Source organism: Klebsiella sp. GB_Kp047 (genome assembly GCF_040065235.1).
Taxonomy (GTDB): Bacteria; Pseudomonadota; Gammaproteobacteria; order Enterobacterales; family Enterobacteriaceae; genus Klebsiella; species Klebsiella quasipneumoniae.
The window spans coordinates 198,030-221,178 of record NZ_JBEAJG010000040.1; the positions used below are offsets into that span (position 1 = coordinate 198,030).

At 60.1% G+C, this 23,149-nt stretch carries 19 protein-coding genes and 1 pseudogene; 15 read left to right on the plus strand and 5 right to left on the minus strand.

The features are described 5' to 3' along the window. Positions 1 to 284: 284 nt before the first annotated feature. The 4 genes and pseudogenes from ABLV76_RS19965 to ascB all read left to right on the plus strand — a co-directional run bounded on the left by ABLV76_RS19965 (position 285) and on the right by ascB (position 6,051). On the plus strand, positions 285 to 1,649 hold the full coding sequence (locus tag ABLV76_RS19965; protein ID WP_243827133.1) for a carbohydrate porin: 1,365 nt from the start codon (positions 285 to 287) through the stop codon (positions 1,647 to 1,649). A 155-nt stretch (positions 1,650 to 1,804) separates the two neighbouring features. Beyond that, positions 1,805 to 2,638 carry a transcriptional antiterminator BglG gene (gene bglG, locus ABLV76_RS19970; protein WP_048295206.1) on the plus strand — a complete coding sequence of 278 codons (834 nt, stop codon included), beginning with the start codon at positions 1,805 to 1,807 and terminating at the stop codon, positions 2,636 to 2,638. Positions 2,639 to 2,666: 28 nt separating this feature from the next. Continuing rightward, positions 2,667 to 4,641: pseudogene (gene bglF, locus ABLV76_RS19975) on the plus strand (PTS beta-glucoside transporter subunit IIABC). 15 nt (positions 4,642 to 4,656) lie between these two features. Then, positions 4,657 to 6,051, plus strand: a complete 1,395-nt coding sequence (ascB, locus tag ABLV76_RS19980; protein ID WP_065803061.1) for a 6-phospho-beta-glucosidase — start codon at positions 4,657 to 4,659, stop codon at positions 6,049 to 6,051. 33 nt (positions 6,052 to 6,084) lie between these two features. Here the strand turns inward: ascB and ABLV76_RS19985 are convergent, their stop codons facing one another. Beyond that, complete coding sequence (locus ABLV76_RS19985; RefSeq protein WP_065803060.1) at positions 6,085 to 6,819, minus strand: class I SAM-dependent methyltransferase; 735 nt, start codon at positions 6,817 to 6,819, stop codon at positions 6,085 to 6,087. A 128-nt stretch (positions 6,820 to 6,947) separates the two neighbouring features. Here ABLV76_RS19985 and mdtQ point away from each other — a divergent pair, with 128 nt between their 5' ends. Further along, positions 6,948 to 8,387 carry a multidrug resistance outer membrane protein MdtQ gene (gene mdtQ / locus ABLV76_RS19990; RefSeq protein ID WP_023318738.1) on the plus strand — a complete coding sequence of 480 codons (1,440 nt, stop codon included), beginning with the start codon at positions 6,948 to 6,950 and terminating at the stop codon, positions 8,385 to 8,387. A 33-nt stretch (positions 8,388 to 8,420) separates the two neighbouring features. Here mdtQ and ABLV76_RS19995 read toward each other — a convergent pair whose 3' ends face one another. Beyond that, positions 8,421 to 8,990, minus strand: a complete 570-nt coding sequence (locus ABLV76_RS19995; protein ID WP_023318737.1) for a DedA family protein — start codon at positions 8,988 to 8,990, stop codon at positions 8,421 to 8,423. A 153-nt stretch (positions 8,991 to 9,143) separates the two neighbouring features. Here ABLV76_RS19995 and ABLV76_RS20000 point away from each other — a divergent pair, with 153 nt between their 5' ends. Next, complete coding sequence (locus ABLV76_RS20000) at positions 9,144 to 9,731, plus strand: Yip1 family protein (RefSeq protein WP_004201605.1); 588 nt, start codon at positions 9,144 to 9,146, stop codon at positions 9,729 to 9,731. A 188-nt stretch (positions 9,732 to 9,919) separates the two neighbouring features. Next, a complete protein-coding gene (gene pbpG, locus ABLV76_RS20005; protein ID WP_162994654.1) occupies positions 9,920 to 10,870 on the plus strand; it encodes a D-alanyl-D-alanine endopeptidase in 951 nt (316 codons plus the stop codon). A 218-nt stretch (positions 10,871 to 11,088) separates the two neighbouring features. On the opposite strand, the gene ABLV76_RS20010 is transcribed toward pbpG, so the two are convergent. Both ABLV76_RS20010 and dld read right to left on the minus strand, forming a co-directional pair. Then, the gene (locus ABLV76_RS20010) at positions 11,089 to 11,643 is read right to left on the minus strand and encodes a GNAT family N-acetyltransferase (protein ID WP_002912829.1); all 555 of its coding nucleotides are present in this window, start codon (positions 11,641 to 11,643) and stop codon (positions 11,089 to 11,091) included. A gap of 85 nt (positions 11,644 to 11,728) precedes the next feature. Further along, complete coding sequence (gene dld, locus ABLV76_RS20015) at positions 11,729 to 13,474, minus strand: D-lactate dehydrogenase (protein ID WP_004201602.1); 1,746 nt, start codon at positions 13,472 to 13,474, stop codon at positions 11,729 to 11,731. A gap of 194 nt (positions 13,475 to 13,668) precedes the next feature. On the opposite strand from dld, the gene bglX reads away from it, so the two are divergent. The 5 genes from bglX to ABLV76_RS20040 all read left to right on the plus strand — a co-directional run bounded on the left by bglX (position 13,669) and on the right by ABLV76_RS20040 (position 19,846). Continuing rightward, positions 13,669 to 15,966, plus strand: a complete 2,298-nt coding sequence (gene bglX, locus ABLV76_RS20020) for a beta-glucosidase BglX (RefSeq protein ID WP_004201601.1) — start codon at positions 13,669 to 13,671, stop codon at positions 15,964 to 15,966. Between the two features lie 136 nt (positions 15,967 to 16,102). Further along, positions 16,103 to 17,020 carry an ABC transporter substrate-binding protein gene (locus ABLV76_RS20025; protein WP_004201600.1) on the plus strand — a complete coding sequence of 306 codons (918 nt, stop codon included), beginning with the start codon at positions 16,103 to 16,105 and terminating at the stop codon, positions 17,018 to 17,020. Between the two features lie 7 nt (positions 17,021 to 17,027). Continuing rightward, complete coding sequence (locus ABLV76_RS20030; protein WP_032456398.1) at positions 17,028 to 18,185, plus strand: ABC transporter permease; 1,158 nt, start codon at positions 17,028 to 17,030, stop codon at positions 18,183 to 18,185. Then, complete coding sequence (locus ABLV76_RS20035; protein WP_048295203.1) at positions 18,178 to 19,125, plus strand: ABC transporter ATP-binding protein; 948 nt, start codon at positions 18,178 to 18,180, stop codon at positions 19,123 to 19,125. Before ABLV76_RS20030 ends, ABLV76_RS20035 begins: the two co-directional genes overlap by 8 nt. Then, a complete protein-coding gene (locus ABLV76_RS20040) occupies positions 19,109 to 19,846 on the plus strand; it encodes an ABC transporter permease (protein ID WP_348878435.1) in 738 nt (245 codons plus the stop codon). Before ABLV76_RS20035 ends, ABLV76_RS20040 begins: the two co-directional genes overlap by 17 nt. Here the strand turns inward: ABLV76_RS20040 and ABLV76_RS20045 are convergent. After that, positions 19,821 to 19,934, minus strand: a complete 114-nt coding sequence (locus tag ABLV76_RS20045; protein ID WP_002912762.1) for a protein YohO — start codon at positions 19,932 to 19,934, stop codon at positions 19,821 to 19,823. The two genes, ABLV76_RS20040 and ABLV76_RS20045, sit on opposite strands and share 26 nt — an antisense overlap. 229 nt (positions 19,935 to 20,163) lie before the next feature. Here ABLV76_RS20045 and ABLV76_RS20050 point away from each other — a divergent pair, with 229 nt between their 5' ends. From ABLV76_RS20050 to ABLV76_RS20060, 3 genes are read left to right on the plus strand one after another with little or no spacing between them, the layout of a single operon-like run. Next, positions 20,164 to 21,852 (plus strand): sensor histidine kinase, encoded by a 1,689-nt coding sequence (locus tag ABLV76_RS20050; RefSeq protein ID WP_004201596.1) that lies wholly within the window; start codon positions 20,164 to 20,166, stop codon positions 21,850 to 21,852. Beyond that, positions 21,846 to 22,565, plus strand: coding sequence for a two-component system response regulator BtsR (btsR, locus tag ABLV76_RS20055; protein ID WP_004144215.1), 720 nt, complete (start codon positions 21,846 to 21,848; stop codon positions 22,563 to 22,565). Before ABLV76_RS20050 ends, btsR begins: the two co-directional genes overlap by 7 nt. 47 nt (positions 22,566 to 22,612) lie before the next feature. After that, a complete protein-coding gene (locus ABLV76_RS20060) occupies positions 22,613 to 23,083 on the plus strand; it encodes a DUF1456 family protein (RefSeq protein ID WP_017899341.1) in 471 nt (156 codons plus the stop codon). Positions 23,084 to 23,149: the final 66 nt, after the last annotated feature.

A 23,149-nucleotide genomic window follows, 5' to 3' on the forward strand; every position in this document is an offset into this window, starting at 1 on the left:
TGATAATGTGCGGTCAATCAATTCAGGATTGCTACTGAACTCAGGCAAAACCTAAGCACTTTCGTCATTCGTGGCGCAAAGTGCTTAGGTTTTTTTTTGGTAAAAATTCAGGGTGGATAAAATGATGATGCAAAACAATGAGATGTGAATAACGATTTCTCTGGCATTGTCGCGGTTTTATTACCGACGGACGCTTTTTGCCATTCATTTTTAAAAAAAGAAAACGGGTAAATAAATAGCCTGGGGATCCCCTTTGTTTTTATTCAGTCACGGTGGAGATCACAATGCATAACAAAAAAATAAATCAGCTTTTTATCGGCGCGGCGCTGGCGACTATGGCGCCCGCCGTGAACGCGGCGCAAACCCCGGCGTGGAACGGCAGCGTGCTGGGGTTTGAAGCCGGACAGCCAGGGCTGCTGGGCGATATGCTGGGCATTCGTCCCATCCTTGAAGAGAACGGCTTTCATTATAATCTTGGCTATCTTAACGAGATGGCCTACAACGCCGGCGGCGGCTATAACCATGATAAACATCTGGCCTATATTGACCAGGTGTCATTGACCTTTACCCAGGATCTGGAGCGCTGGACCGGCATACCGGACGCGCGGCTTGAGGGTAATATCGTCAACCGCAACCATGATGATAACCTCACCACGAAACGGCTGCAGGATCCGCGGGTCAGCTTTAACGATCTGTCGCAGGAGAGCTGGGGCGGCGGGTCGATCACCCGTCTCGGCTGGCTGACCTTCGCCCGCAGCTTTGACGACCGTCGCCTGACCTGGCGTATCGGCATGATGAACAAGGTGCAAACCTTCGACCAAATCATTCCCTGCGATTTCCAGCTGCTGACCCAGTGCGGCGGCAAATCGGCCAACTCGCTGACGTGGAATAACTGGAATATCCACACCTGGGGCACCACCCTCGAGTACAAGCTGACGCCGACGGTCACCCTCAAAGGCGGGGTGATGGAGCAGAACCCGCAGGCCGCCTCGCGCAGCCACGCCTGGAGCTGGTCGACGAAGGGCAGCAAAGGCATTTTACTGCCAATGGAGATCGAAACCCGCCCGCTGATTAATGGCCTTCCGGGGGCCTATAACCTCGGTGTGGTCTGGACTAACGCGCCGCAAAGCGACCTCTATAGCGGCAAATCTGGCGGCGCCGGGGCGACGGACCCGCAAGGCTACGCCGAGCACGACAGCACCTGGTTTATGTACGCTGGCCTGAACCAGCAGATTACCCGCCATGCCGACGATCCGCTGCGGGGAATGAGCGTCTCGCTGAGCGGCAGCCTCAGCGACCAGCGCAGCAACTATATCCACTCCGCCGTCGCCGCCTCACTGCGCTACCGCGGGCTGTTTGACGCCCGTCCGGAGGACTGGATCGGCTTCGGCCTGACGTGGATCGACATGAGCAGCCACTACGCGCGCAATCAGCGCTATATGAACCAGCTCAGCGGCGCCACCGACTATAACGATCCGGCCTGGCTGCCGGTGGCAGGCCACTCGCTGAATGGCGAACTCTATTATCGCTTCCGCCCGGTCTCCTGGCTGGAGCTGCAACCGGGCCTGCAGTACTGGCACCGTCCGGGCGGCGTTGCGCAGACCCAGGACGCGTGGGTGGTGGAGTGGAAAACCGTCGTGACCTTCTGATAGTCGCGATCTTTATCACGTTTTTTCACTTGTCAGGTTGAGCGCGCAGCAGAAGTTGTTACAGTGCTGCCGTTGGATTGCAACTGCTGCGGCAGGCAAAACCTGATCACCTGGCGTTTCGTCGGGGGTCAGGTTTTTTTGTTTCTGGGGTCTATATGCAAATCGCCAAAGTACTCAATAACAATGTGGTGGTGGTTCTCGACGAGCACCGGCGCGAACAGGTGGTGATGGGGCGAGGGCTGGCCTTTCAGAAACGCCCGGGCGACGTGCTGGACGACAGTAAAATTGAAAAAGTTTTCGCCTTACAAAGCGATGAGCTGGTCGGCCGCTTAGGCGAGCTGCTCAGTCAGATTCCGTTAGAAGTGATGACCACCTGCGATCGCATTATCGACCTGGCACGCGGGCGGTTGGGCAAGTTACAGGAAAGTTTGTACATCACGTTAACGGATCACTGTCATTTTGCTATCGAGCGGCAGAAAAAGGGCATCGCACTGCGTAACGTGCTGCTGTGGGAGATTAAGCGGCTGTATCCGAAGGAGTTCGCGCTGGGCCAGGAGGCAAGGGCCATCATTGCCAAAAGGCTAGGCGTGGCGCTGGCGGAGGATGAAGCCGGGTTTATCGCCCTGCATCTGGTGACGGCGCAGCTCAACAGCGAAATGCCGGAGGTCATGCACGTGACCCGGGTGATGCAGGAGATCCTGCAGCTGGTGAAGTATCAGCTGCAGCTGAACTACGACGAGGAGTCGCTGAGCTATCAGCGTTTCGTCACCCACCTGAAGTTTTTCGCTCAGCGGATGCTGACCCGCACGGTGGTGGAAGATGACGACGTCTCGCTGCACAGCGCGGTGAAAGACAACTACGCCAAAGCGTGGAAGTGTGCGGAAACGGTGGCGACGCATCTGCAAAAGCAGTATCAGCGTGCGCTGACCACCGAAGAAATTATGTTTCTTGCCATTCATATTGAACGGGTAAGAAAAGAGGGACGCTAAGTCTCCCGACAAACTGGATTGTTACTGCATGATGCAGGCAAAACCTGAGCGCGACGCCTACCGGCGTGGTTCTCGGGTTTTTTTTATTTTTACTACTCAGTCGCCGGTTGTCTGCGGGCAGCGGCAGTAAGGAAAAGAGCATGGAATATAAAGCACTCGCGCAGGATATTCTCAACCGCGTCGGCGGCAAAGAGAACATTGTGAGTCTGGTTCACTGTGCGACACGTCTGCGTTTTAAACTGAAAGATAACGGCAAAGCCGATGCCGAAGGGCTGAAGGCGAATCCGGGCGTCATTATGGTGGTGGAGAGCGGCGGCCAGTTTCAGGTGGTGATTGGCAACCACGTTCACGACGTCTGGCTGGCGGTGCGCCAGGAGGCGGGGTTAAGCGATGACAGCGAACCGGTTGCCGAGGAAAAAGCGGCCAAAGGATCGGTGTTAAGCCAGCTTATCGACATCATCTCCGGCATTTTTACACCGTTTATCGGCGTGATGGCGGCAACCGGTCTGCTGAAAGGCCTGCTGGCGCTGGCGGTGACCTGCGGCTGGCTTACGCCGGAGCAGGGGACTTATAAAATCTGGTTTGCTGCCAGCGACGCGCTGTTCTTTTTCTTCCCGCTGTTTCTTGGCTATACCGCCGGGAAGAAGTTTGGCGGCAACCCGTTTATCTCGATGGTGATTGGCGGGGCGTTAACCCACCCGCTGATGATTCAGGCCTTTGAGGCCAGCCAGGCGCCGGGCGCGGCGGTGGAGCACTTTCTCGGCATTCCGGTGACCTTTATCAACTACAGCTCGTCAGTGATCCCGATTATTCTCGCCTCATGGGTCTCCTGCTGGCTGGAGCGCAAGAGCAACGCGCTGCTGCCGTCATCGATGAAAAACTTTTTTACCCCGGCGATTTGTCTCGCCGTTGTGGTTCCGCTGACGTTTCTGCTGATTGGTCCTCTGGCGACCTGGCTCAGTCATCTGTTGGCCCAGGGGTATCAGATTATCTACGCGGTGGCGCCGTGGCTGGCGGGAGCGGCGATGGGCGCGCTGTGGCAGGTTTGTGTGATCTTCGGCCTGCATTGGGGGCTGATTCCGCTGATGATTAACAATCTGACGGTGCTTGGCCATGATTCCATGCTGCCCATGCTGTTGCCGGCCGTGATGGGGCAGGTCGGCGCGGTGCTGGGTATTTTGCTGAAAACCCGCGACGCCCGCCAGAAAGTGCTGGCCGGCTCTGCGTTTTCAGCGGGCATCTTCGGCATTACCGAGCCGGCTATCTATGGCTTAACATTGCCGCTGCGCCGGCCATTTATCTTCGGCTGCGTGGCGGGCGCCATTGGCGGCGCGATTGTGGGCTTCAGTAACGCTCACGTCTATTCATTCGGCTTCGGGAACATTTTTACTGTCGCACAAATGATCCCGCCCCAAGGGCTTGATAGCACCGTTTGGGGCGGCGTAGTGGGTATCTTCGCGGCGTTGATTATCTCCTGTGGTTTAACTTTCTTCGCCGGCCTGCCGCGCGCCAGCGCCGCGCCGGGCGCCGTGGCGGTAGCGCCGGTCTCGGCAAATGACATCCTGGCGCCGATGAGCGGCAGCGTCATCGCCCTCGATCAGGTGCCGGACAGCACCTTCGCCAGCGGCCTGTTGGGGAAAGGAGTCGCCATTATCCCGGCGGTGGGCAAAGTCATTGCCCCATTCCCGGGCGAAGTGGCTTCCCTGTTTCAGACTAAACACGCCATCGGCCTGCAGAGCGACAGCGGCATCGAGCTGCTGATCCACGTTGGCATCGACACGGTCAAACTCGACGGCGTGCCGTTTACCGCGCATGTGAAAGAGGGCGACAGGGTACAGGCCGGCGATCTGCTGATTGAGTTCGATCGTCAGGCGATTCTGGACGCCGGTTACGACCTGGCGACCCCGATTATTATCAGCAACAGCGATGACTATCGTGAGATCGACACGGTGGCGCCCAGCGCCGTCGAAGCCGGTCAGCCGTTGTTGTCAGTCAGCCATTAATCACAGGAGAGAGAGATGAAAACATTCCCGACAGATTTTTTATGGGGCGGCGCGACCGCGGCGAATCAGGTGGAAGGGGCGTACCTGGAAGATGGCAAAGGGTTATCCACCTCCGATGTGCAGCCGCACGGCGTCTTCGGCGAAGTGGTCGAGCGCGTACCCGGCGACAGCGGCATAAAGGATGTGGCGATCGATTTTTACCATCGCTACCCGGAAGATATCGCCCTGTTCGCTGAGATGGGCTTTAACTGCCTGCGGGTCTCCATCGCCTGGACGCGAATTTACCCCAACGGCGACGACGCCGAGCCGAACGAAGCCGGACTCGCCTTCTACGACAAATTGTTCGACGAGATGGCGAAGCACAACATCACTCCGCTGGTGACGCTGTCGCATTATGAAATGCCATGGGCGCTGGTGAAAAATTACGGCGGCTGGGGCAGCCGGCAGGTGATTGGCTTCTTTGAGCGCTACGCCCGGACGGTGTTCAGCCGTTATAAAAACAAAGTCAAACTGTGGCTGACCTTTAACGAAATCAATATGTCGCTGCATGCCCCGCTGACCGGCGTCGGCCTGCCGGCCGGCAGCAGCAAAGGCGAGGTGTATCAGGCCATTCATCACCAGCTGGTGGCCAGCGCTCTGGCGGTCAAAGCCTGTCATGAGCTGGTGCCCGAGGGCAAAATCGGCAATATGCTGCTCGGCGGGCTGATGTATCCCCTGAGCTGCAAACCGGAAGATGTGTTTGAGACGCTGCAGGAGAACCGCAGCTGGCAGTTCTTCGGCGACGTGCAGGCGCGCGGGGCGTACCCGGGCTATATGCAGCGCTTTTTTCGCGACAACGGCATCACGCTCGACATCACCGAGGCCGATCGCGAAACGCTGAAAACCACCGTCGATTTTATCTCCTTCAGCTACTACATGACCGGGTGCGTCACCGCCGATGAGGCGCTGAACCAGCAGGCGCGCGGCAATATACTTAGCATGGTGCCGAACCCGCACCTGGCGAGCTCGGAGTGGGGCTGGCAGATAGACCCCCTCGGCCTGCGTACGCTGCTGAACGTGCTGTGGGATCGCTATCAGAAGCCGCTGTTTATCGTGGAAAACGGTCTGGGCGCCAAAGATAAGGTGGAAGCCGACGGCAGCATTAATGATGACTACCGCATCAGCTACCTGAACGACCACCTGGTGCAGGCGCGGGAAGCCATTGACGATGGCGTTGAGCTGATGGGCTTTACCAGCTGGGGGCCGATTGACCTGGTGAGCGCCTCGAAGGCGGAGCTGTCGAAGCGCTACGGCTTTATCTATGTTGACCGCCATGATGACGGCACCGGCACCCTGGCACGCAGTAAGAAGAAGAGCTTTGACTGGTATAAAGAGGTGATTGCCAGCCGCGGCGCCAGCCTGAAAGCGTAATGCTTCCCCGCCCGGCCATCGCCGGGCGAGGGATCAGCCCGGTTTACGCGCGCGCAGTAAAAAGATCATCGGACGCTCTTTCTCTTCATCCAGGGCGGGCTGTTGAGCAATCTGTTCGGCGCTCGGACCCCACTCATCCAGCTGCTCCAGCACAAAACCAGCGGCGATAAGCGCGTTTACCCAGCTTGAGAGTTTGCGGTGCTGTTTAATGACGCCCTCGGCAAACCAGTTGCTTACGCGCTCGCCCTCCTGCTGATAGTGGCTGACCGGCCAGCTTTTTTGCCCCTGCTCATTCACCTGCCATCCCTGATGCAGCGGCGCGGTATAGATGGGATGTTCCGCGGAAAAGACCAGGATGCCGCCAGGGACCAGCGCCTGCTGCAGGGCAGTGAAGAGCGGGGCGATGTCTGGTAAGTAATGGAGCGCCAGTGAGCTATAGACCAGATCGCAGCTGTTGGCGGGCAACGTCAGGGTTTGCAGATCGGCGCAGCGGTAGTCAATCTCATCCCCGCGGGTCATCTCTCGCGCCTGCGTCAGCATACGTCGGGAGATATCAAAACCAATTATCTGGCTGGCTCCCTGCTGCAGCGCCCAGCGGCAAAACCAGCCGTAGCCACAACCGAGATCCACCACCCGCAAACCGGTTACTGGCGGCAGCATTGCCTGCAGCGATGGCCACTCTGGTGCACCCTCCAGTCCCTTCACCGAGCGATCGAGGGTCGCATAGCCGGCAAAGAACTGCGGGTCGTCATAAATATTCTGACTCATATTCATCCCTTGAATTGATAAGGTTGTTTATTTTTAGCTAACTAATAATTTAGTCACACGCTTTACTAAACGCGTTTAATTCAATTAATTTATGATAACCAACCTGATTACGTTATCTGACCTGTTAAATGAAATTGATATTAAAAAATAGCGTGCTGGCGGCGTTGCCCCTGGCCATCGCGCTGGCTGGCTGCGCGCCTTCTCATGAGGTCGCTAATCCGCCGCAGCAGCAAATTCCGGCTTCCCACGTTTCCATGGATCTTCCCGCCGCCGTCAAAAATGGCTGGCCACACACCGACTGGTGGAAAGACTACCACGATGCCCAACTGGATAATCTGATTCAGCGCGCACTCGCCAACGCGCCGGACATGCAGATTGCCGAACAGCGCATCAGGCTTGCTGAAGCGCAGGCGCGAATGTCGCAGGCGAATCTTGGCCCGGAGATGGATTTCTCCGCCGATATCGAACGGCAGAAAATGTCCGCTGAAGGCCTGATGGGGCCGTTCGCCACCGATACCGACGGCAATACCGGCCCGTGGTACACCAATGGCACCTTCGGCCTGACTGCCGGCTGGGATCTCGATCTGTGGGGCAAAAACCGCGCGCTGGTGAAAGCGCGCATCGGCGAGCTGAAAGCCCAGGTGGCCGAGCAGGCCCAGACCCGCGAGCTGCTCTCCGGCAGCGTGGCGCGCCTGTACTGGCAGTGGCAGACGGAAGCGGCGATCAAAGCGGTGCTGCAGCAAGTGAAAAACGAGCAAAATAATATCGTGACGGTCGACAAGGCCCTGTATCAGCGCGGGATCACCAACTCCGCCGAAGGGGCGGAGAACGATATTAACGTCAGCAAAACCGACCAGCAGCTGGCGGACGTGGCGGGCACGATGAAAGAGATTGAAGCGCGGCTGATGGCCCTGACCAACAGCCAGAGCCAGTCGCTAAACCTCAAACCCGCCAGCCTGCCGACGGTCAGCGCGCAGCTGCCGGATACCCTCGGCTATGAGCTGCTGGCGCGCCGCCCGGATCTGCAGGTCGCTCACTGGTATATCGAGGCGTCGCTGAGCGAAGTGGACGCGGCGAAGGCGGCGTTTTATCCGGACATCAACCTGATGGCGTTCCTGCAGCAGGATGCCCTGCACTTAAGCGATCTTTTCCGCCATTCGGCGCAGCAGATGGGCGTCACCGCCGGACTGACGCTGCCGATCTTCGACAGCGGTCGTCTCAATGCTAATCTGGATATCGCCAGCGCGCAGAACAGCCTGTCCATCGCCCAATACAACAAAGCGGTGGTGGACGCCGTCAACCAGGTGGCGAAAACCGCCAGCCAGGTCGAGACGCTGATGGCCAAAAGCCAACAGCAGCAGCAGGTTGAAAAAGACGCCCAGCGGGTGGTGGATCTGGCGCAGGCCCGAATGGCGGCGGGGATCCTGCCCGGCTCCAGGGTGAGCCTGGCGAAACTCCCGGCGCTGCAGGAGCGTATCACCGCCTTGCGCCTGCACGGCCAGTGGATTGACGCCAGCATTCAGCTGACCTCGGCCCTTGGCGGCGGCTACCACCAGACGGTGAAGTAACCGCCAACCACGGTGCGCCCGCGGGCGCGCCGCTCAGTCTTTCTTCTTACTCTCGCGCCGCCTGAGCCACCAGTGGGCGGCCACGACCACCAGCACCGCGAGGATCAGCCAGATCCAATGCTTCAGATGGGCGTCCAGATGGTGCAGCCACGGGCCGACCACCTCGCCGCCAAGATAGCCTATGGTGGTAAACAGCAGGGCCCACACCAGCGCTCCGACAATATTCAGCGGCAGGAAAATGCGCGGCGGCAGGCGGCTGGCGCCGATCAGCAGGGGGCCGATCACCCGGAAGCCGTACATAAAGCGGGTGCCGATGACAAACAGCCACGGCCGGTGCTGGATCATGCGCTGCGCTTTCCGGATCCGCGCCTTCTGGCTGGCGAAACGGCGCAGAATGCGCCCGCCGAAGCGGCGACCAAGCAGATAGAGCAGCTGATCGCCAATCATCCCGCCGAGGGCGACGGCGATCACCACCAGGGGAAACTTCAGTAGCCCCTGATGCGCTGCGACGCCGCCCAGCAGGGTAATGGTCTCACCTTCCGCCATGCTGCCGACGATCAGCGCCGCGTAGCCATACTGGGAAATCAGGTGATTGATATCCATAAACAGCTTTTCTCCTTACCTCATCACCTCTTAATCATACACCCTACTGACCAAAACGCGGCGAGGCAGATTTTTTGCGCTGTACACAAAATAATCTACAGGGTGAATTATACTTGGATCAGTGCAGTACGAAGCCGTGACAAGGGGGACGCTATGAACCATGTCTGGGGGCTCTTCGCTCATCCCAACCGGGAGATGAGCGTGATTAAGAGCGAGAATGAAACCATTTCTCATCACTATACGCACCATGTGCTGCTGATGGCGGCGGTTCCGGTGGTTTGCGCCTTTATCGGCACCACGCAGTTGGGCTGGAACTTCGGCGACGGCACTATTATTAAACTGTCGATGTTGACCGGGCTGGCGCTGGCGGTGCTGTTTTATGCCGTGATGCTCGCCGGGGTGGCGATCATGGGGCGGGTCATCTGGTGGATGGCCAGGCAGTATCCACAGCAGCCTTCCCTGAAACGCTGCATGGTATTTGCCGGCTATGTGGCCACACCGCTGTTCCTGAGCGGGATTGTGGCGCTCTATCCGCTGGTCTGGCTATGCGCGCTGATCGGTACCATTGCCCTGTTCTATACTGGCTATCTGCTCTATCTCGGGATCCCGACCTTCCTGAGCATTAACCGGGAAGAGGGGCTCAGTTTCGCCAGCTCAACCCTGGCCATCGGGGTGCTGGTGCTGGAAGTCCTGCTGGCGATCACCGTGGTGCTGTGGGGGTATGGCTACCGACTCTTCTGATCGGACGTAACGGGTCAATATGCATTGCCGGCAAATATGTATTTTATGTCGGCAATGCAGCATTTCTTCACGATTCTTATTAGGCACAGGGCCTTACAGCGCGGTATGATGGCGTTTGCCAGCGAAGTTGCCCACTTAACCTCGCGGCGTACGTTGCATAACGTGCAAAAATACTTTTCAGAATGCCCATGATGCCGAAATTTCGAGTCTCTTTGCTCAGCCTGACCTTGCTGCTGGCTGTGCCTTTTGCGCCCCAGGCGTTAGCAAAAACCCCGACGGCGGTGACCGCCTCGCAGCCGGACATCGCTTCCGGCAGCGCCATGATCGTCGATCTGGCCACCAAAAAAATCATCTACTCCAGCCAGCCGGATCTGGTGCGCCCGATGGCGTCGATCACCAAGGTGATGACCGCCATGGTGGTGCTCGATGCCCATCTGCCGCTGGATGAGATGCTGACGGTGGATATCAGCCATACCCCGGAAATGAAGGGGATTTACTCGCGCGTGCGTCTCAACAGCCAAATCAGCCGCCGCGATATGCTGCTGCTGGCGCTGATGTCTTCCGAGAACCGTGCGGCCGCCAGCCTGGCGCATCACTATCCGGGCGGCTACGACGCCTTTATTCGCGCGATGAACGCCAAAGCGCAGGCGCTGGGGATGACCCATACCCGCTACGTGGAGCCCACCGGACTGTCAGTGCATAACGTCTCCACCGCCCGCGATCTGACCAAACTGCTGATCGCCAGCGAGCAGTACCCGCTGATCGGCCAGCTGAGCACCACCAAAGAAGAGACCGCCACCTTTGCCCATCCGGCCTACAGCCTGCCGTTCCGCAACACTAACCATCTGGTGTATCGCGACAACTGGAACATCCAGCTGACCAAAACCGGCTTCACCAACGCCGCCGGCCACTGCCTGATTATGCGCACGGTGATCAACCAACGCCCGGTGGCGCTGGTGGTGATGGATGCCTTCGGCAAATATACCCACTTTGCCGACGCCAGCCGTTTGCGCACGTGGATCGAGACCGGGAAGGTGATGCCGGTGCCGGCTTCGGCGCTGAGCTATAAGAAGCAGCGCGAAGCGCAGATGGCGGAGGCGATGCTGAAAGGCGGCGCCCAGACCGCGCAGAACGATTAATCTGCACATCCCCCGGATGACGGCGCATTGCGCCTTATCCGGGCTACGTGATTTGGCGCCGGGTTCGCCCCCTTCGTAGGCCCGGCAAGCGCAGCGCCGCCGGGCAATCAGGCCGAGTGGCGGATGGTGGCTGACGCCTTATCCGGCCTGGGGAACCGCGCTGAACGGTAGCCCGGCTGAGGCGTTTACGCCGCGAGCCGGGGATTTGACGCCGAATATTACTCCGGGAGCGTCCAGTCGCCGTCACCCAGCGCGCGCTGCATAATCAACGTATCCCGCCAGTCGCCCATCTTATAGCCGACGCTGCGCAGCTGACCCGCCACGGTAAAACCGAACTTTTTATGGATCGCCAGCGAGCCGGCATTGTTATGGCCATCGCCGATGATCGCCAGCATCTGCCGCCACGGGCCTTTCTCGCATTCGGCGATCAGCCGCGACAGCAGCGCGCTGCCGATGCCGCGCCCGCCCATTCCGGATTCCACGTAGATCGATTCCTCGAGGGTATAGCGATAGGCCGGGCGCGGGCGATAGAAAGTGGCGTAGCAGTAGCCGACGATAGCCCCGCGCCACAGCGCGACCAGCCAGGGCAGCCCGTTATCGCGCACGGTCTGGATCCGTTTACGCATTTCGTCAACGGTGGGGGGGATCTCTTCGAAGGAGGCGCGGCCATTAAGCACGTGCCAGACATACAGCGCGGCGATGGCGTGCGCATCGTCGGGCAGCGCTTCACGAATTTCTAAATCACTGTCGAGTAACGGGGCCTCTGCGGGCATGGCGGCGCTCCTGAATCTGCCGGAGAGACATTCTCCGGCGTGCAGCGTAATACAGAAGCGCCAGGCTGAATAGTCCTGCCGCCGATTATTGCGGATCCGCCGGGGAGACCGGCGCCGGGGCCGCTTCACCCCAGTATTTTTGCTTGCTGGTTTTACCAATCCCCGGGTTCATGCTGTTGGTCGGATCGTTCTGGCGATAGAACTGCTGCAGGCTCTCCGGCGCTTCATACAGATGACCCACGTTATGCTCCGCCGGGTACTGGGCGCCGCGCGCTTTCAGCAACTCCAGCATCTGCTCCTTCAGCGCATGGGCATCGACTCCTTTCTTGACGATGTAATCCTGATGGAACACATGACACATAAAGTGGCCATAGTAGAGCTTGTGCACCAGCTGGCTGTCGATCTCCGGGGGCAGATGTTCGAACCACTCGGTATCGTTGCGGCGCAGGGCGATATCCAGCGCCAGAATATCTTCGACTTCGTCGGCATGCACCGCCTGATAGCGGATCGCCGCGCCGGCGGCGGCAAAGCGGTGGAGGAATGCCTTGCTGCCTTCTTCTGGCGTACAGGCGAAGAAATCTCCCTCGGCCTGCTGGAAGTATTCCGTCAGCCAGCGCTGTGCTTCTTCGATGCCGTCGCCGGCCATCTTCAGCAGCAGATGGTGTTCATATTTGTCGCGCCAGGTTTTCATCCGCTCCGGTAAATGCGCCGGGAAGACGTGGCCGAGCTTCTGCATAAAGCGGTCGGTAAAGTGCGGTTTAAACAGCGACACTTTCTCCAGCATCGCGTCGGTGCGCCCCTTCATGGTGAAGAAGAACGGCATTTTGTCGGTGCCGAGCTTGTCGATCATCAGGAAGGTGTCTTTGCCATACTTCTCGGCGATATCGTAAATATCGCGGTGCATATATTCCCCGGCCACCGGCAGATGCTGGAACTCGGCGAGGATATGGCGGCGGATCTCGGTCAATACCTGCGGCTGGTTCGTGCCAATGTAAAACACCTGCTGGCGCTTTTCCGCCGGGAAGGTATCGAGACGCACGGCGAAAACCGCCAGCTTGCCGGCGCAGCCGGAGGATTCGAACAGGCGGTCCGGGTCAGCGTTGTAGCGTGCCGGGGTGTCGGCATCGACATCGCGCACGCGGGTAACATAGTCGTGATCGTGGGCGTGGCGGCCATCGTGCAGCACATCGCTATCGCTGATCCGCTCGTCGTCGAGTCGGCTGAGGATCTGCTCCGGCGTACTGCCGAGATCGATGCCCAGATGGTTGACCAGCTTCAGCTTGCCGTCGGCGTCAATCTGTGCGAACAGCGACATCTCGGTGTAGGCCGGCCCGCGCTGCACCAGGGAACCGCCGGAGTTATTGCAGATCCCGCCGATCACCGACGCGCCGATGCACGATGAGCCGATCACTGAGTGCGGCTCGCGCCCCAGCGGTTTCAGCGCTTTTTCCAGTGAGTAGAGCGTGGTGCCGGGCCAGGCCAGCACCTGCTCGCCTTTGTCCAGCAGATGCAGTTTATCCAGGCGCAGAGTGCTGATAATCACGATCTCGCGATCGTAATCATTGCCGTTGGGGGTGGAGCCTTCGGTCAGGCCGGTGTTGGCCGCCTGCATCAGAATGATTTTATCGGCGTCGACGCAGGCGTTGAGCACGCGCCAGAGTTCCAAAAGGGTGCCGGGAAAGACAACCGCCAGCGCCTCGCCCTGACCGGAGCGGAAGCCTTTGCGGTAGCGCTGGGTTTTTGCCGGGTCGGTCAGCAGATGCGAAGGGCCAACCAGGCGCGCGAGGTCAGCCAGAAACGTTTTATTGGTGTTAGTGGGTGCAGATGACATGTTCCACTCCTTGTGGTGGTGCGCGAAATATCGAGGATAAGCATAGCGCTTTGTATGACAATTTGATGCATGAATGTTTCGCAAAAATCAGAGAAGAACCTTAGCATTCTGCGGGCGCGTTGTTTATATATATGGCAAACTGCGGTTTTTATTATGTTTTACCGAGTCCCCGTCTGAGAAAAAGCGAGATAACAATGAAATGGCTCTGCACTGTAGGCGTCGCCGTGAGTCTGGCGCTGCAACCCGCGCTGGCGGATGAACTGTTTGGTAACCACCCCCTGACCCCGCAGGCGCGGGATGCTTTTGTCACCGACCTGCTGAAAAAAATGACCGTAGACGAGAAAATCGGCCAGCTGCGTCTGATAAGCGTCGGCCCGGATAACCCCAAAGAGGCGATCCGTGAAATGATCAAAAACGGTCAGGTGGGGGCGATTTTTAATACCGTTACCCGCCCGGATATCCGCGTTATGCAGGATCAGGTGATGCAGCTCAGCCGCCTGAAAATCCCGCTGTTCTTTGCCTACGATGTGCTGCACGGCCAGCGCACCGTCTTCCCGATAAGCCTCGGCCTGGCCTCGTCGTTTAACCTTGACGCGGTGAAGACCGTGGGCCGGGTGTCAGCTTATGAAGCCGCCGATGACGGCCTGAACATGACCTGGGCGCCGATGGTCGACGTCTCCCGCGACCCGCGCTGGGGACGCGCTTCCGAAGGGTTCGGGGAAGACACCTATCTGACCACGATGATGGGCCAGGCGATGGTGGAGTCGATGCAGGGCAAGAGCCCGGCGGACCGCTATTCGGTGATGACCAGCGTCAAGCACTTCGCCGCCTACGGCGCGGTGGAGGGCGGGAAAGAGTACAACACGGTCGACATGAGCCCGCAGCGCCTGTTCAACGACTATATGCCGCCGTATAAAGCCGGGCTGGATGCCGGCAGCGGCGCGGTGATGGTGGCTCTGAATTCGCTGAACGGCACCCCGGCGACCGCCGATTCCTGGCTGCTGAAAGATGTCCTGCGCGACCAGTGGGGCTTTAAAGGCATCACGGTCTCCGACCACGGCGCCATTAAAGAGCTGATCAAGCACGGCGTGGCCTCCGACCCGGAAGACGCGGTGCGCGTGGCGCTCAAGTCCGGCATCAACATGAGCATGAGCGACGAGTATTACAGCAAGTACCTGCCGGGGCTGGTGAAGTCCGGCAAAGTGACCATGGCCGAGCTGGATGACGCCACCCGTCACGTGCTTAACGTCAAATATGATATGGGGCTGTTCAACGATCCGTACAGCCACCTGGGGCCAAAAGATTCTGACCCGCAGGACACCAACGCAGAAAGCCGTCTGCATCGTAAAGAGGCGCGGGAAGTCGCCCGCGAGAGCCTGGTGCTGCTGAAAAACCGGCTTGATACGCTGCCGCTGAAAAAATCCGGCACTATCGCGGTGGTGGGCGCGCTGGCGGACAGCAAACGCGACATGATGGGCAGCTGGTCGGCAGCGGGCGTGGCCGACCAGTCGGTGACCGTCCTGACCGGCATCAAAGAAGCGCTGGGCGATAACGGCAAAGTGATTTACGCCAAAGGGGCGAACGTTACCGACGACAAAGGCATTGTCGATTTCCTTAACCTGTATGAGAACGCGGTGCAGGTTGACCCGCGCTCGCCGCAGGAAATGATCGACGAAGCCGTCGCGGCGGCGAAGCAATCCGACGTGGTGGTTGCCGTAGTGGGCGAGGCGCAGGGCATGGCCCATGAGGCCTCCAGCCGGACCGACATCACCCTGCCGCAGAGCCAGCGCAACCTGATTGCCGCCCTCAAGGCCACCGGCAAACCGCTGGTGCTGGTGCTGATGAACGGCCGTCCGCTGGCGCTGGTGAAAGAGGATCAGCAAGCCGACGCGCTGCTGGAGACCTGGTTTGCCGGCACCGAAGGCGGGCATGCCATCGCCGACGTGCTGTTTGGCGACTATAACCCGTCGGGCAAGCTGCCGATGTCCTTCCCGCGCTCGGTGGGGCAGATCCCAACCTACTACAGTCACCTGAATACCGGTCGTCCGTATAATCCGGAGAAGCCGAACAAGTACACCTCGCGCTACTTCGATGAAGCCAACGGCCCGCTGTACCCGTTTGGCTACGGCCTGAGCTATACCACCTTTAGCGTCTCCGATGTCACCATGTCGTCGGCCACCCTGCCGCGCGACGGCAGCGTGACCGCCAGCGTGCAGGTGACCAATACCGGAAAACGCGAAGGGGCGACGGTCATTCAGCTGTATCTGCAGGACGTCACTGCCTCCATGAGCCGGCCGGTGAAAATGCTGCGCGGCTTTAAAAAGGTCAACCTCAAGCCGGGCGAAACGCAAACCGTCAGCTTCCCGATCGACGTCGACGCGCTGAAGTTCTGGAACCAGCAGATGAAATACGTCGCTGAGCCGGGCAAATTCAATGTCTTTATCGGCGTGGACTCCGCCCGCGTGAAGCAGAGCGAGTTTGAGCTGTTGTAAGGCATAGCCCTTAAGCCCAACGTCACACTTAAAAGGCCGATTAATCGGCCTTTTCTTTTTCGTATCGCTGGCAAATGGACTACGCTTTTCTCTTAAGCTTCTGTAAGCGAAGCGCAAAAGAACTGAGGGATGCGGGATGAAGATGGCGACGAAATGGTCCGGCGCGCTGGCGCTGGCCGCCCTGATAAGTGTGCCGCTGCAGGCGGCGGAGCCGGTGAAGGTCGGCTCGAAAATTGATACCGAAGGGGCGCTGCTGGGTAATATGATCCAGCAGGTGCTGGAAAGCCACGGCGTCAAAACGATTAACAAAATCCAGCTCGGCACCACGCCGGTGGTGCGCGGGGCGATTGTCGCCGGCGAGCTGGATATCTACCCGGAATATACCGGCAATGGCGCTTTTTTCTTTAAAGATGAAAACGACCCGGCATGGAAGAATGCCCAGCAGGGCTATGAGAAGGTGAAGCGCCTGGATCAGGAGAAACATCAGCTGGTATGGCTTACCCCGGCGCCGGCTAACAACACCTGGACCATCGCCGTGCGTCAGGAGCTGGCGGAGAAAAATCACCTGACTTCGCTGGCCGACCTCAGCCGCTATCTGCAGCAGGGCGGCGAATTTAAGCTGGCGGCCTCGGCGGAGTTTATTGAACGCCCGGACGCGCTGCCGGCGTTTGAAAAAGCGTATGACTTTAAACTCAACCAGAACCAGCTGCTGTCGCTGGCCGGGGGCGATACGGCGGTGACCATCAAAGCGGCGGCGCAGCAGACCTCCGGTGTCAACGCGGCGATGGCCTACGGCACCGACGGCCCGGTGGCGGCCCTGGGATTACAGACGTTGAGCGACCCGCAGGGCGTGCAGCCGATTTACGCCCCAACGCCGGTGGTGCGCGAGACGGTGCTGAAAGCCTACCCGCAGATCGCCGACTGGCTGAAGCCGGTCTTCGCCAGCCTCGATGAAAAGACCCTGCAGCAGCTTAACGCCCGCATCGCGGTGGAAGGCCAGGATGCGAAGCGCGTGGCGGCAGATTATCTGCAGCAGAAAGGCCTGCTGAAGTAAGCCACCGGTGACCATTCGCTGTACTCACCGCGTCGGCCTGCTGCTGACAGGCCTGCTGCTGGTTACGCTGGCGCTGCCGTTTATCACTTACGCGCCGAATCGCTTACTCTCCGGGGAAGGGCGCGGGCTGTGGCAGGTGATGCCCTGGCTCGCCGGCGTTCAGCTGGCGGCAGCCCTCGCCGGGATCCTGCTCTGCTGGCTGCCGGGCAGGGTCGCGCCGCTTCTCCATCTGCTGCTGGCCGAACTGCTCTTCCCGCTGCTTATCTGGGGCAGCGGCCAGGCGGCGCTTGAGCTCTCCCGGCACGGCTCGCCGCTGGCGCGCACCTCGCCCGGCAGCGGCCTGTGGCTGTCGCTGGCGCTCTGCCTGCTGCTGGCCAGCGAGGCCATTCGTCATCTTACCGCCCGGCCGCTATGGCGCTGGCTGCTCAATGCGCAAGTCTGGCTTCTGCCCATCATCCTGCTCGCCGCCGGGGCGCTCGATCAGCTCTCGCTGCTGAAAGAGTATGCCAACCGCCAGGAGGTGTTTGACGACGCTCTGCGCCAGCATCTGCTTCTGCTGTTTGGCACCCTGCTGCCGGGCCTGCTGATCGGCCTGCCGCTGGGGGTATGGCTCTGGCGGCGTCCGCGCTGGCAGGCGCCGGCCTTCACCGTGCTCAATGTGATCCAGACTATCCCGTCGGTGGCGCTGTTCGGCCTGCTGATTGCCCCGCTTGCCGGTGTGGCGCGCTATTTTCCGGCGCTGGGCGAGCTGGGCGTCTCCGGGACCGGCGTGGCGCCGGCCCTGATTGCCCTGACGTTGTATGCGCTGTTGCCGCTGGTGCGCGGGGTGGTGACCGGCCTGCAGCAGGTGCCGCAGGATGCGCTGGAGAGCGCGACGGCGATGGGCATGAGCGCCGGGCAGCGCTTTCGTCAGGTGCAGCTCCCGCTGGCGATGCCGGTGCTGCTGCGCAGCCTGCGGGTGGTCAGCGTGCAAACCGTCGGCATGGCGGTGGTGGCGGCGCTGATCGGCGCCGGCGGCTTTGGCGCGCTGGTATTTCAGGGGCTGCTGAGCAGCGCGCTGGATCTGGTGCTGCTGGGCGTGGTGCCGACCATTGCCCTGGCGGTGGTGGTGGATGCTCTGTTCGCGCTGTGGGGCGCCTGGCTAAAAGGAGAGGCCAATGATTGAATTTCAAGGGGTCAGCAAAGCGTTTGCCGGCCACCCGGCGGTGAAGGACCTGACCCTGGAGCTGCGCGAAGGCGCCTTTTCGGTGCTGGTGGGGACCTCCGGCTCGGGCAAGTCGACGACGCTGAAAATGATCAACCGCCTGCTGGAGCCGGACCGGGGCATGATTCGCTTTGCCGGCGAAGACATCCGCCAGCAGCCGCTCCTGACCCTGCGGCGACGGATGGGCTATGCCATCCAGTCTATCGGCCTGTTTCCCCACTGGACGGTGGCGCAGAATATCGCCACCGTGCCGCAGCTGCAAAAATGGCCGCGGGCGAGGATCGCCGACCGGGTCGACGAGCTGATGGCGCTGCTGGGGCTGGAGGCGACGCTGCGCGACCGCTACCCCCATCAGCTTTCCGGCGGCCAACAGCAGCGGGTCGGGGTGGCGCGGGCGCTGGCGGCAGACCCGGAGGTGCTGCTGATGGATGAACCCTTCGGCGCCCTCGACCCGGTGACCCGCGAGGCGCTGCAGCAGGAGATGCTGCGCATTCACCGCCTGCTGGGGCGGACGATTGTCCTGGTGACCCATGATATTGACGAAGCGCTACGTCTGGCGGACCACCTGGTGCTGATGGATGGTGGCGAGGTGGTCCAGCAGGGGGCGCCGCTGGCGATGCTCCTGCGGCCAGAGAATAGCTTTGTGCAGACCTTTTTTGGCCGCAGCGAGCTGGGCGTGCGCCTGCTGTCGCTGCGTGAGGTGCGGGACTATCTGCGCCCCGACGAGCGGCTGGCGGGCGAGGGGCTGACCGTCACCATGACCCTGCGGGAAGCGCTATCGCAGTTTGTCGCCCGGCGCTGCGAGGCGCTGCCGGTGGTGGATGCCGAGGGGCAGCCCTGCGGCACGCTGCATTTTGCCGATCTGCTGCGCCAGGAGGCGAGCCATGAAGGCGCTTCGTGAGCCGTTGTGGTGGCTTATCGCGCTGTTCATCGGCCTGCTGATGGGGCTACCCTACAGCGCGCCGCTGTTCAGCCGGCTGTTTCCGGAGCTGCCGCGGCCGGTTTACCAGCAGGAGAGCTTCTGGGCGCTCACTCTCGATCACGGCTGGCTGGTAGTGGTATCCAGCCTCGCGGCAATCGCCGTCGGGCTGGGGGCAGGGGTGGCGGTTACCCGGCCCGCGGGCAGCGCGTTTCGTCCGCTGGCGGAGACCATCGCCGCTATCGGGCAGACCTTTCCGCCGGTGGCGGTGCTGGCGATGGCGGTACCGGTGCTGGGCTTTGGCTGGCTGCCGGCGCTGATCGCCCTCGCGCTGTATGGCATACTGCCGGTGCTGCAGGGGACGCTGGCCGGGCTGGGCTCGATACCGTCGGGCGTGTCAGATGTGGCAGAAGGGATGGGAATGACCGGCTGGCAGCGTCTGTATAAGGTGGAGCTGCCGCTGGCGGCCCCGGTGATCCTGGCGGGGATCCGCACCTCGGTCATCGTCAATATTGGTACCGCGACGATAGCCTCGACGGTGGGGGCCAATACGCTTGGGACGCCGATCATCATCGGCCTGAGCGGGTTTAATACCGCCTATATTGTGCAGGGGGCGCTACTGGTGGCGCTGGCGGCGCTCATTGTCGACCGCGCGTTTGAGCGTCTGACCCGCTGGATCAGCCGACACCGCCACGCACAATAAAGGAATAGCCGGCCAGCATTACGCCGCTGATCCCGCCGATGGCCATAAGTAAGAAGAGAGTGACGACCGCGATTTTCGCTGGCTTCATAATAGGCTCCTGATGTTAACAGGGGGATTATACGGTGAAGCGCAGGTGTTAATGAAACATTAATTGCGGTTTAGCGCGCCGCGCCGGGCTTTTTGCCGCTTTGGCTGAGCAACGCGCCGCAAAAAAGTGTGATCCTGCCCGTCATTTTTCATTTTTATGCAGGGCTTCAAAGAAAGTTTTCGCCAGTCAGGGTATGGTACGCGCTTTCTGAAATGTGTGGTTTGCGGGTATGTACGAGTTTGATCTGGTGTTGCTGCTGCTTCAGCAGATGTGCGTATTTTTGGTCATCGCGTGGTTGATGAGCAAAACCCGACTGTTTATCCCCCTGATGCAAGTCACCGTTCGCCTGCCGCACAAGCTGCTGTGCTACGTCACCTTCTCCATTTTCTGCATTATGGGGACCTATTTTGGTCTGCATATCGAAGACTCTATCGCCAATACCCGCGCCATCGGCGCCGTGATGGGCGGCCTGCTCGGCGGCCCGGTGGTCGGCGGGCTGGTGGGGCTGACCGGCGGCCTGCACCGCTACTCGCTGGGGGGGATGACCGCCTTAAGCTGCATGGTCTCCACCATCGTCGAGGGGCTACTGGGCGGTCTGGTGCACAGCGTGCTGGTCAAACGCGGCCGGCCGGACAAAGTCTTTAGCCCGCTCACCGCCGGGGCGATCACCTTCGTGGCCGAGCTGGTGCAGATGATGATCATTCTGCTGATTGCCCGCCCGTTCCAGGACGCCCTGCATCTGGTGCAGAGCATTGCCGCGCCGATGATGGTGACCAATACCGTCGGTGCGGCGCTGTTTATGCGCATTCTGCTGGACAAGCGGGCGATGTTCGAGAAGTACACCTCCGCTTTTTCCGCCACGGCGCTGAAGGTGGCGGCGTCCACCGAGGGGATCCTGCGTCAGGGGTTCAACGAAGAGAACAGCATGAAGGTGGCCCAGGTGCTTATCCAGGAGCTGGATATCGGCGCGGTGGCGATCACCGATCGCGACAAGCTGCTGGCGTTTACCGGCATCGGCGACGACCACCATCTGCCGGGCAAACCTATCTCCTCGTCGTATACGCAACGGGCGATTGAGACCGGGGAGGTGGTGTATGCCGACGGCAACGAGGTGCCCTACCGCTGCTCGATTCATCCGCACTGTAAGCTGGGATCGACGCTGGTGATCCCCTTACGCGGTGAGAACCAGCGGGTGATCGGCACCATCAAACTGTATGAGGCGAAAAACCGTCTGTTCAGTTCGATCAACCGCACCCTCGGAGAGGGTATTGCTCAGCTGCTGTCGGCGCAGATCCTCGCCGGGCAGTACGAGCGGCAGAAGGCGCTGCTGACGCAATCCGAAATCAAGCTCCTGCATGCCCAGGTTAACCCGCACTTCCTGTTTAACGCGCTCAACACCCTGAAGGCGGTGATCCGTCGCGACAGCGAGCAGGCCGGCCAGCTAGTGCAGTATCTGTCGACCTTCTTTCGCAAGAACCTGAAGCGGCCGACGGAAATCGTCACCCTCGCCGATGAGATAGAGCATGTTAACGCCTATCTGCAGATTGAGAAGGCCCGCTTTCAGGCTAACCTGCAGATCCAGATGGCGGTGCCGGAAGGGCTGGCGCACCACCAGCTGCCGGCCTTTACCCTGCAGCCGATCGTGGAGAACGCCATTAAGCATGGCACATCGCAGCATCTAGGCGTCGGCGAAATTACCATTCGCGCCAGCCAGGACGATCGCTGGCTGCAGCTGGATATCGAAGATAACGCCGGGCTGTACCAGGCCAACCCTCAGGCCAGCGGGCTGGGGATGAATCTGGTGGACAGGCGGCTGCGGGCGCGTTTTGGCGCCGACTGCGGCATCAGCGTCACCTGCGAGCCGGAGCGCTTTACCCGTGTCACCCTACGTCTGCCCCTGGAGGAGAATGCATGCTGAGAGTATTGATCGTCGATGATGAGCCGCTGGCGCGGGAAAACCTGCGTATATTGCTGGAGACACAGCGCGATATCGAGATCGTCGGCGAGTGCGGCAACGCGGTGGAGGCGATTGGCGCGGTACATAAACTGCGTCCCGACGTGTTGTTTCTCGACATCCAGATGCCGCGCATCAGCGGTCTGGAGATGGTCGGGATGCTCGACCCGGAGCACCGCCCCTATATTGTGTTTCTCACCGCCTTTGATGAATACGCGGTGAAAGCCTTTGAGGAGCATGCTTTTGACTATCTGCTCAAGCCGATTGAAGCTGCGCGGCTGGAGAAAACCCTCGCCCGCCTGCGCCAGGAGCGTAATCTGCAGGATGTGTCGCTGCTGGATGATGCTCAGCAGACGCTGAAATACATACCCTGTACCGGTCACAGCCGTATCTGGCTGCTGCAGATGGAGGATGTAGCCTTCGTCAGCAGCCGGATGAGCGGCATCTACGTGACCGACCGCGAGGGCAAGGAAGGGTTTACCGAGCTGACCCTGCGCACCCTTGAGAGCCGCACGCCGCTGCTGCGCTGCCATCGCCAGTATCTGGTGAATATGGCGCACCTGAAGGAGATTCGCCTGGAGGAGAATGGTCAGGCGGAGCTGCTAATGCGCGCCGGGCAAACGGTGCCAGTGAGCCGACGCTATTTAAAAAGCCTGAAAGAGGCGATTGGCCTGTAAAGCTGCTACACTGCGCCCCATTGCATCATCGACAGTAAAAGGCACTCATGCTCAGTAATGATATTCTTCGTAGCCTGCGCTACACCCTGAAAGTCAATAATAACGATATGGTGCGCATTCTTGCGCTATCCGCTATGGAATCCACCTCCGCCAGCTTCGACACCTGGACCACGAAAGAGGATGAAGAGGGCTTTGTCCGCTGCCCGGACATTATCCTGTCGGGTTTCCTCAACGGCCTTATCTATGACAAGCGCGGCAAAGACGATTCGGCGCCGGAGTTAGCGCTGGAGCGTCGGGTGAATAACAACACGGTGCTGAAAAAGCTACGGATCGCCTTCTCGCTGAAAACGGACGATATTGTGGCGATCATGAGCGAGCAGAAATACCGCGTGTCGGTGCCGGAAGTGACCGCCATGATGCGATCGCCTGACCACAAAAACTACCGCGAGTGCGGCGACCAGTTTCTGCGCAATTTCCTGCGCGGGCTGACCCAGCGGGTGCATCACCCGAAACCGTGATTTTTGCCGGGTGGCGGTTTCGCCTTACCCGGTCTACATAACCCGTAGGCCCGTGCAAGCGCAGCG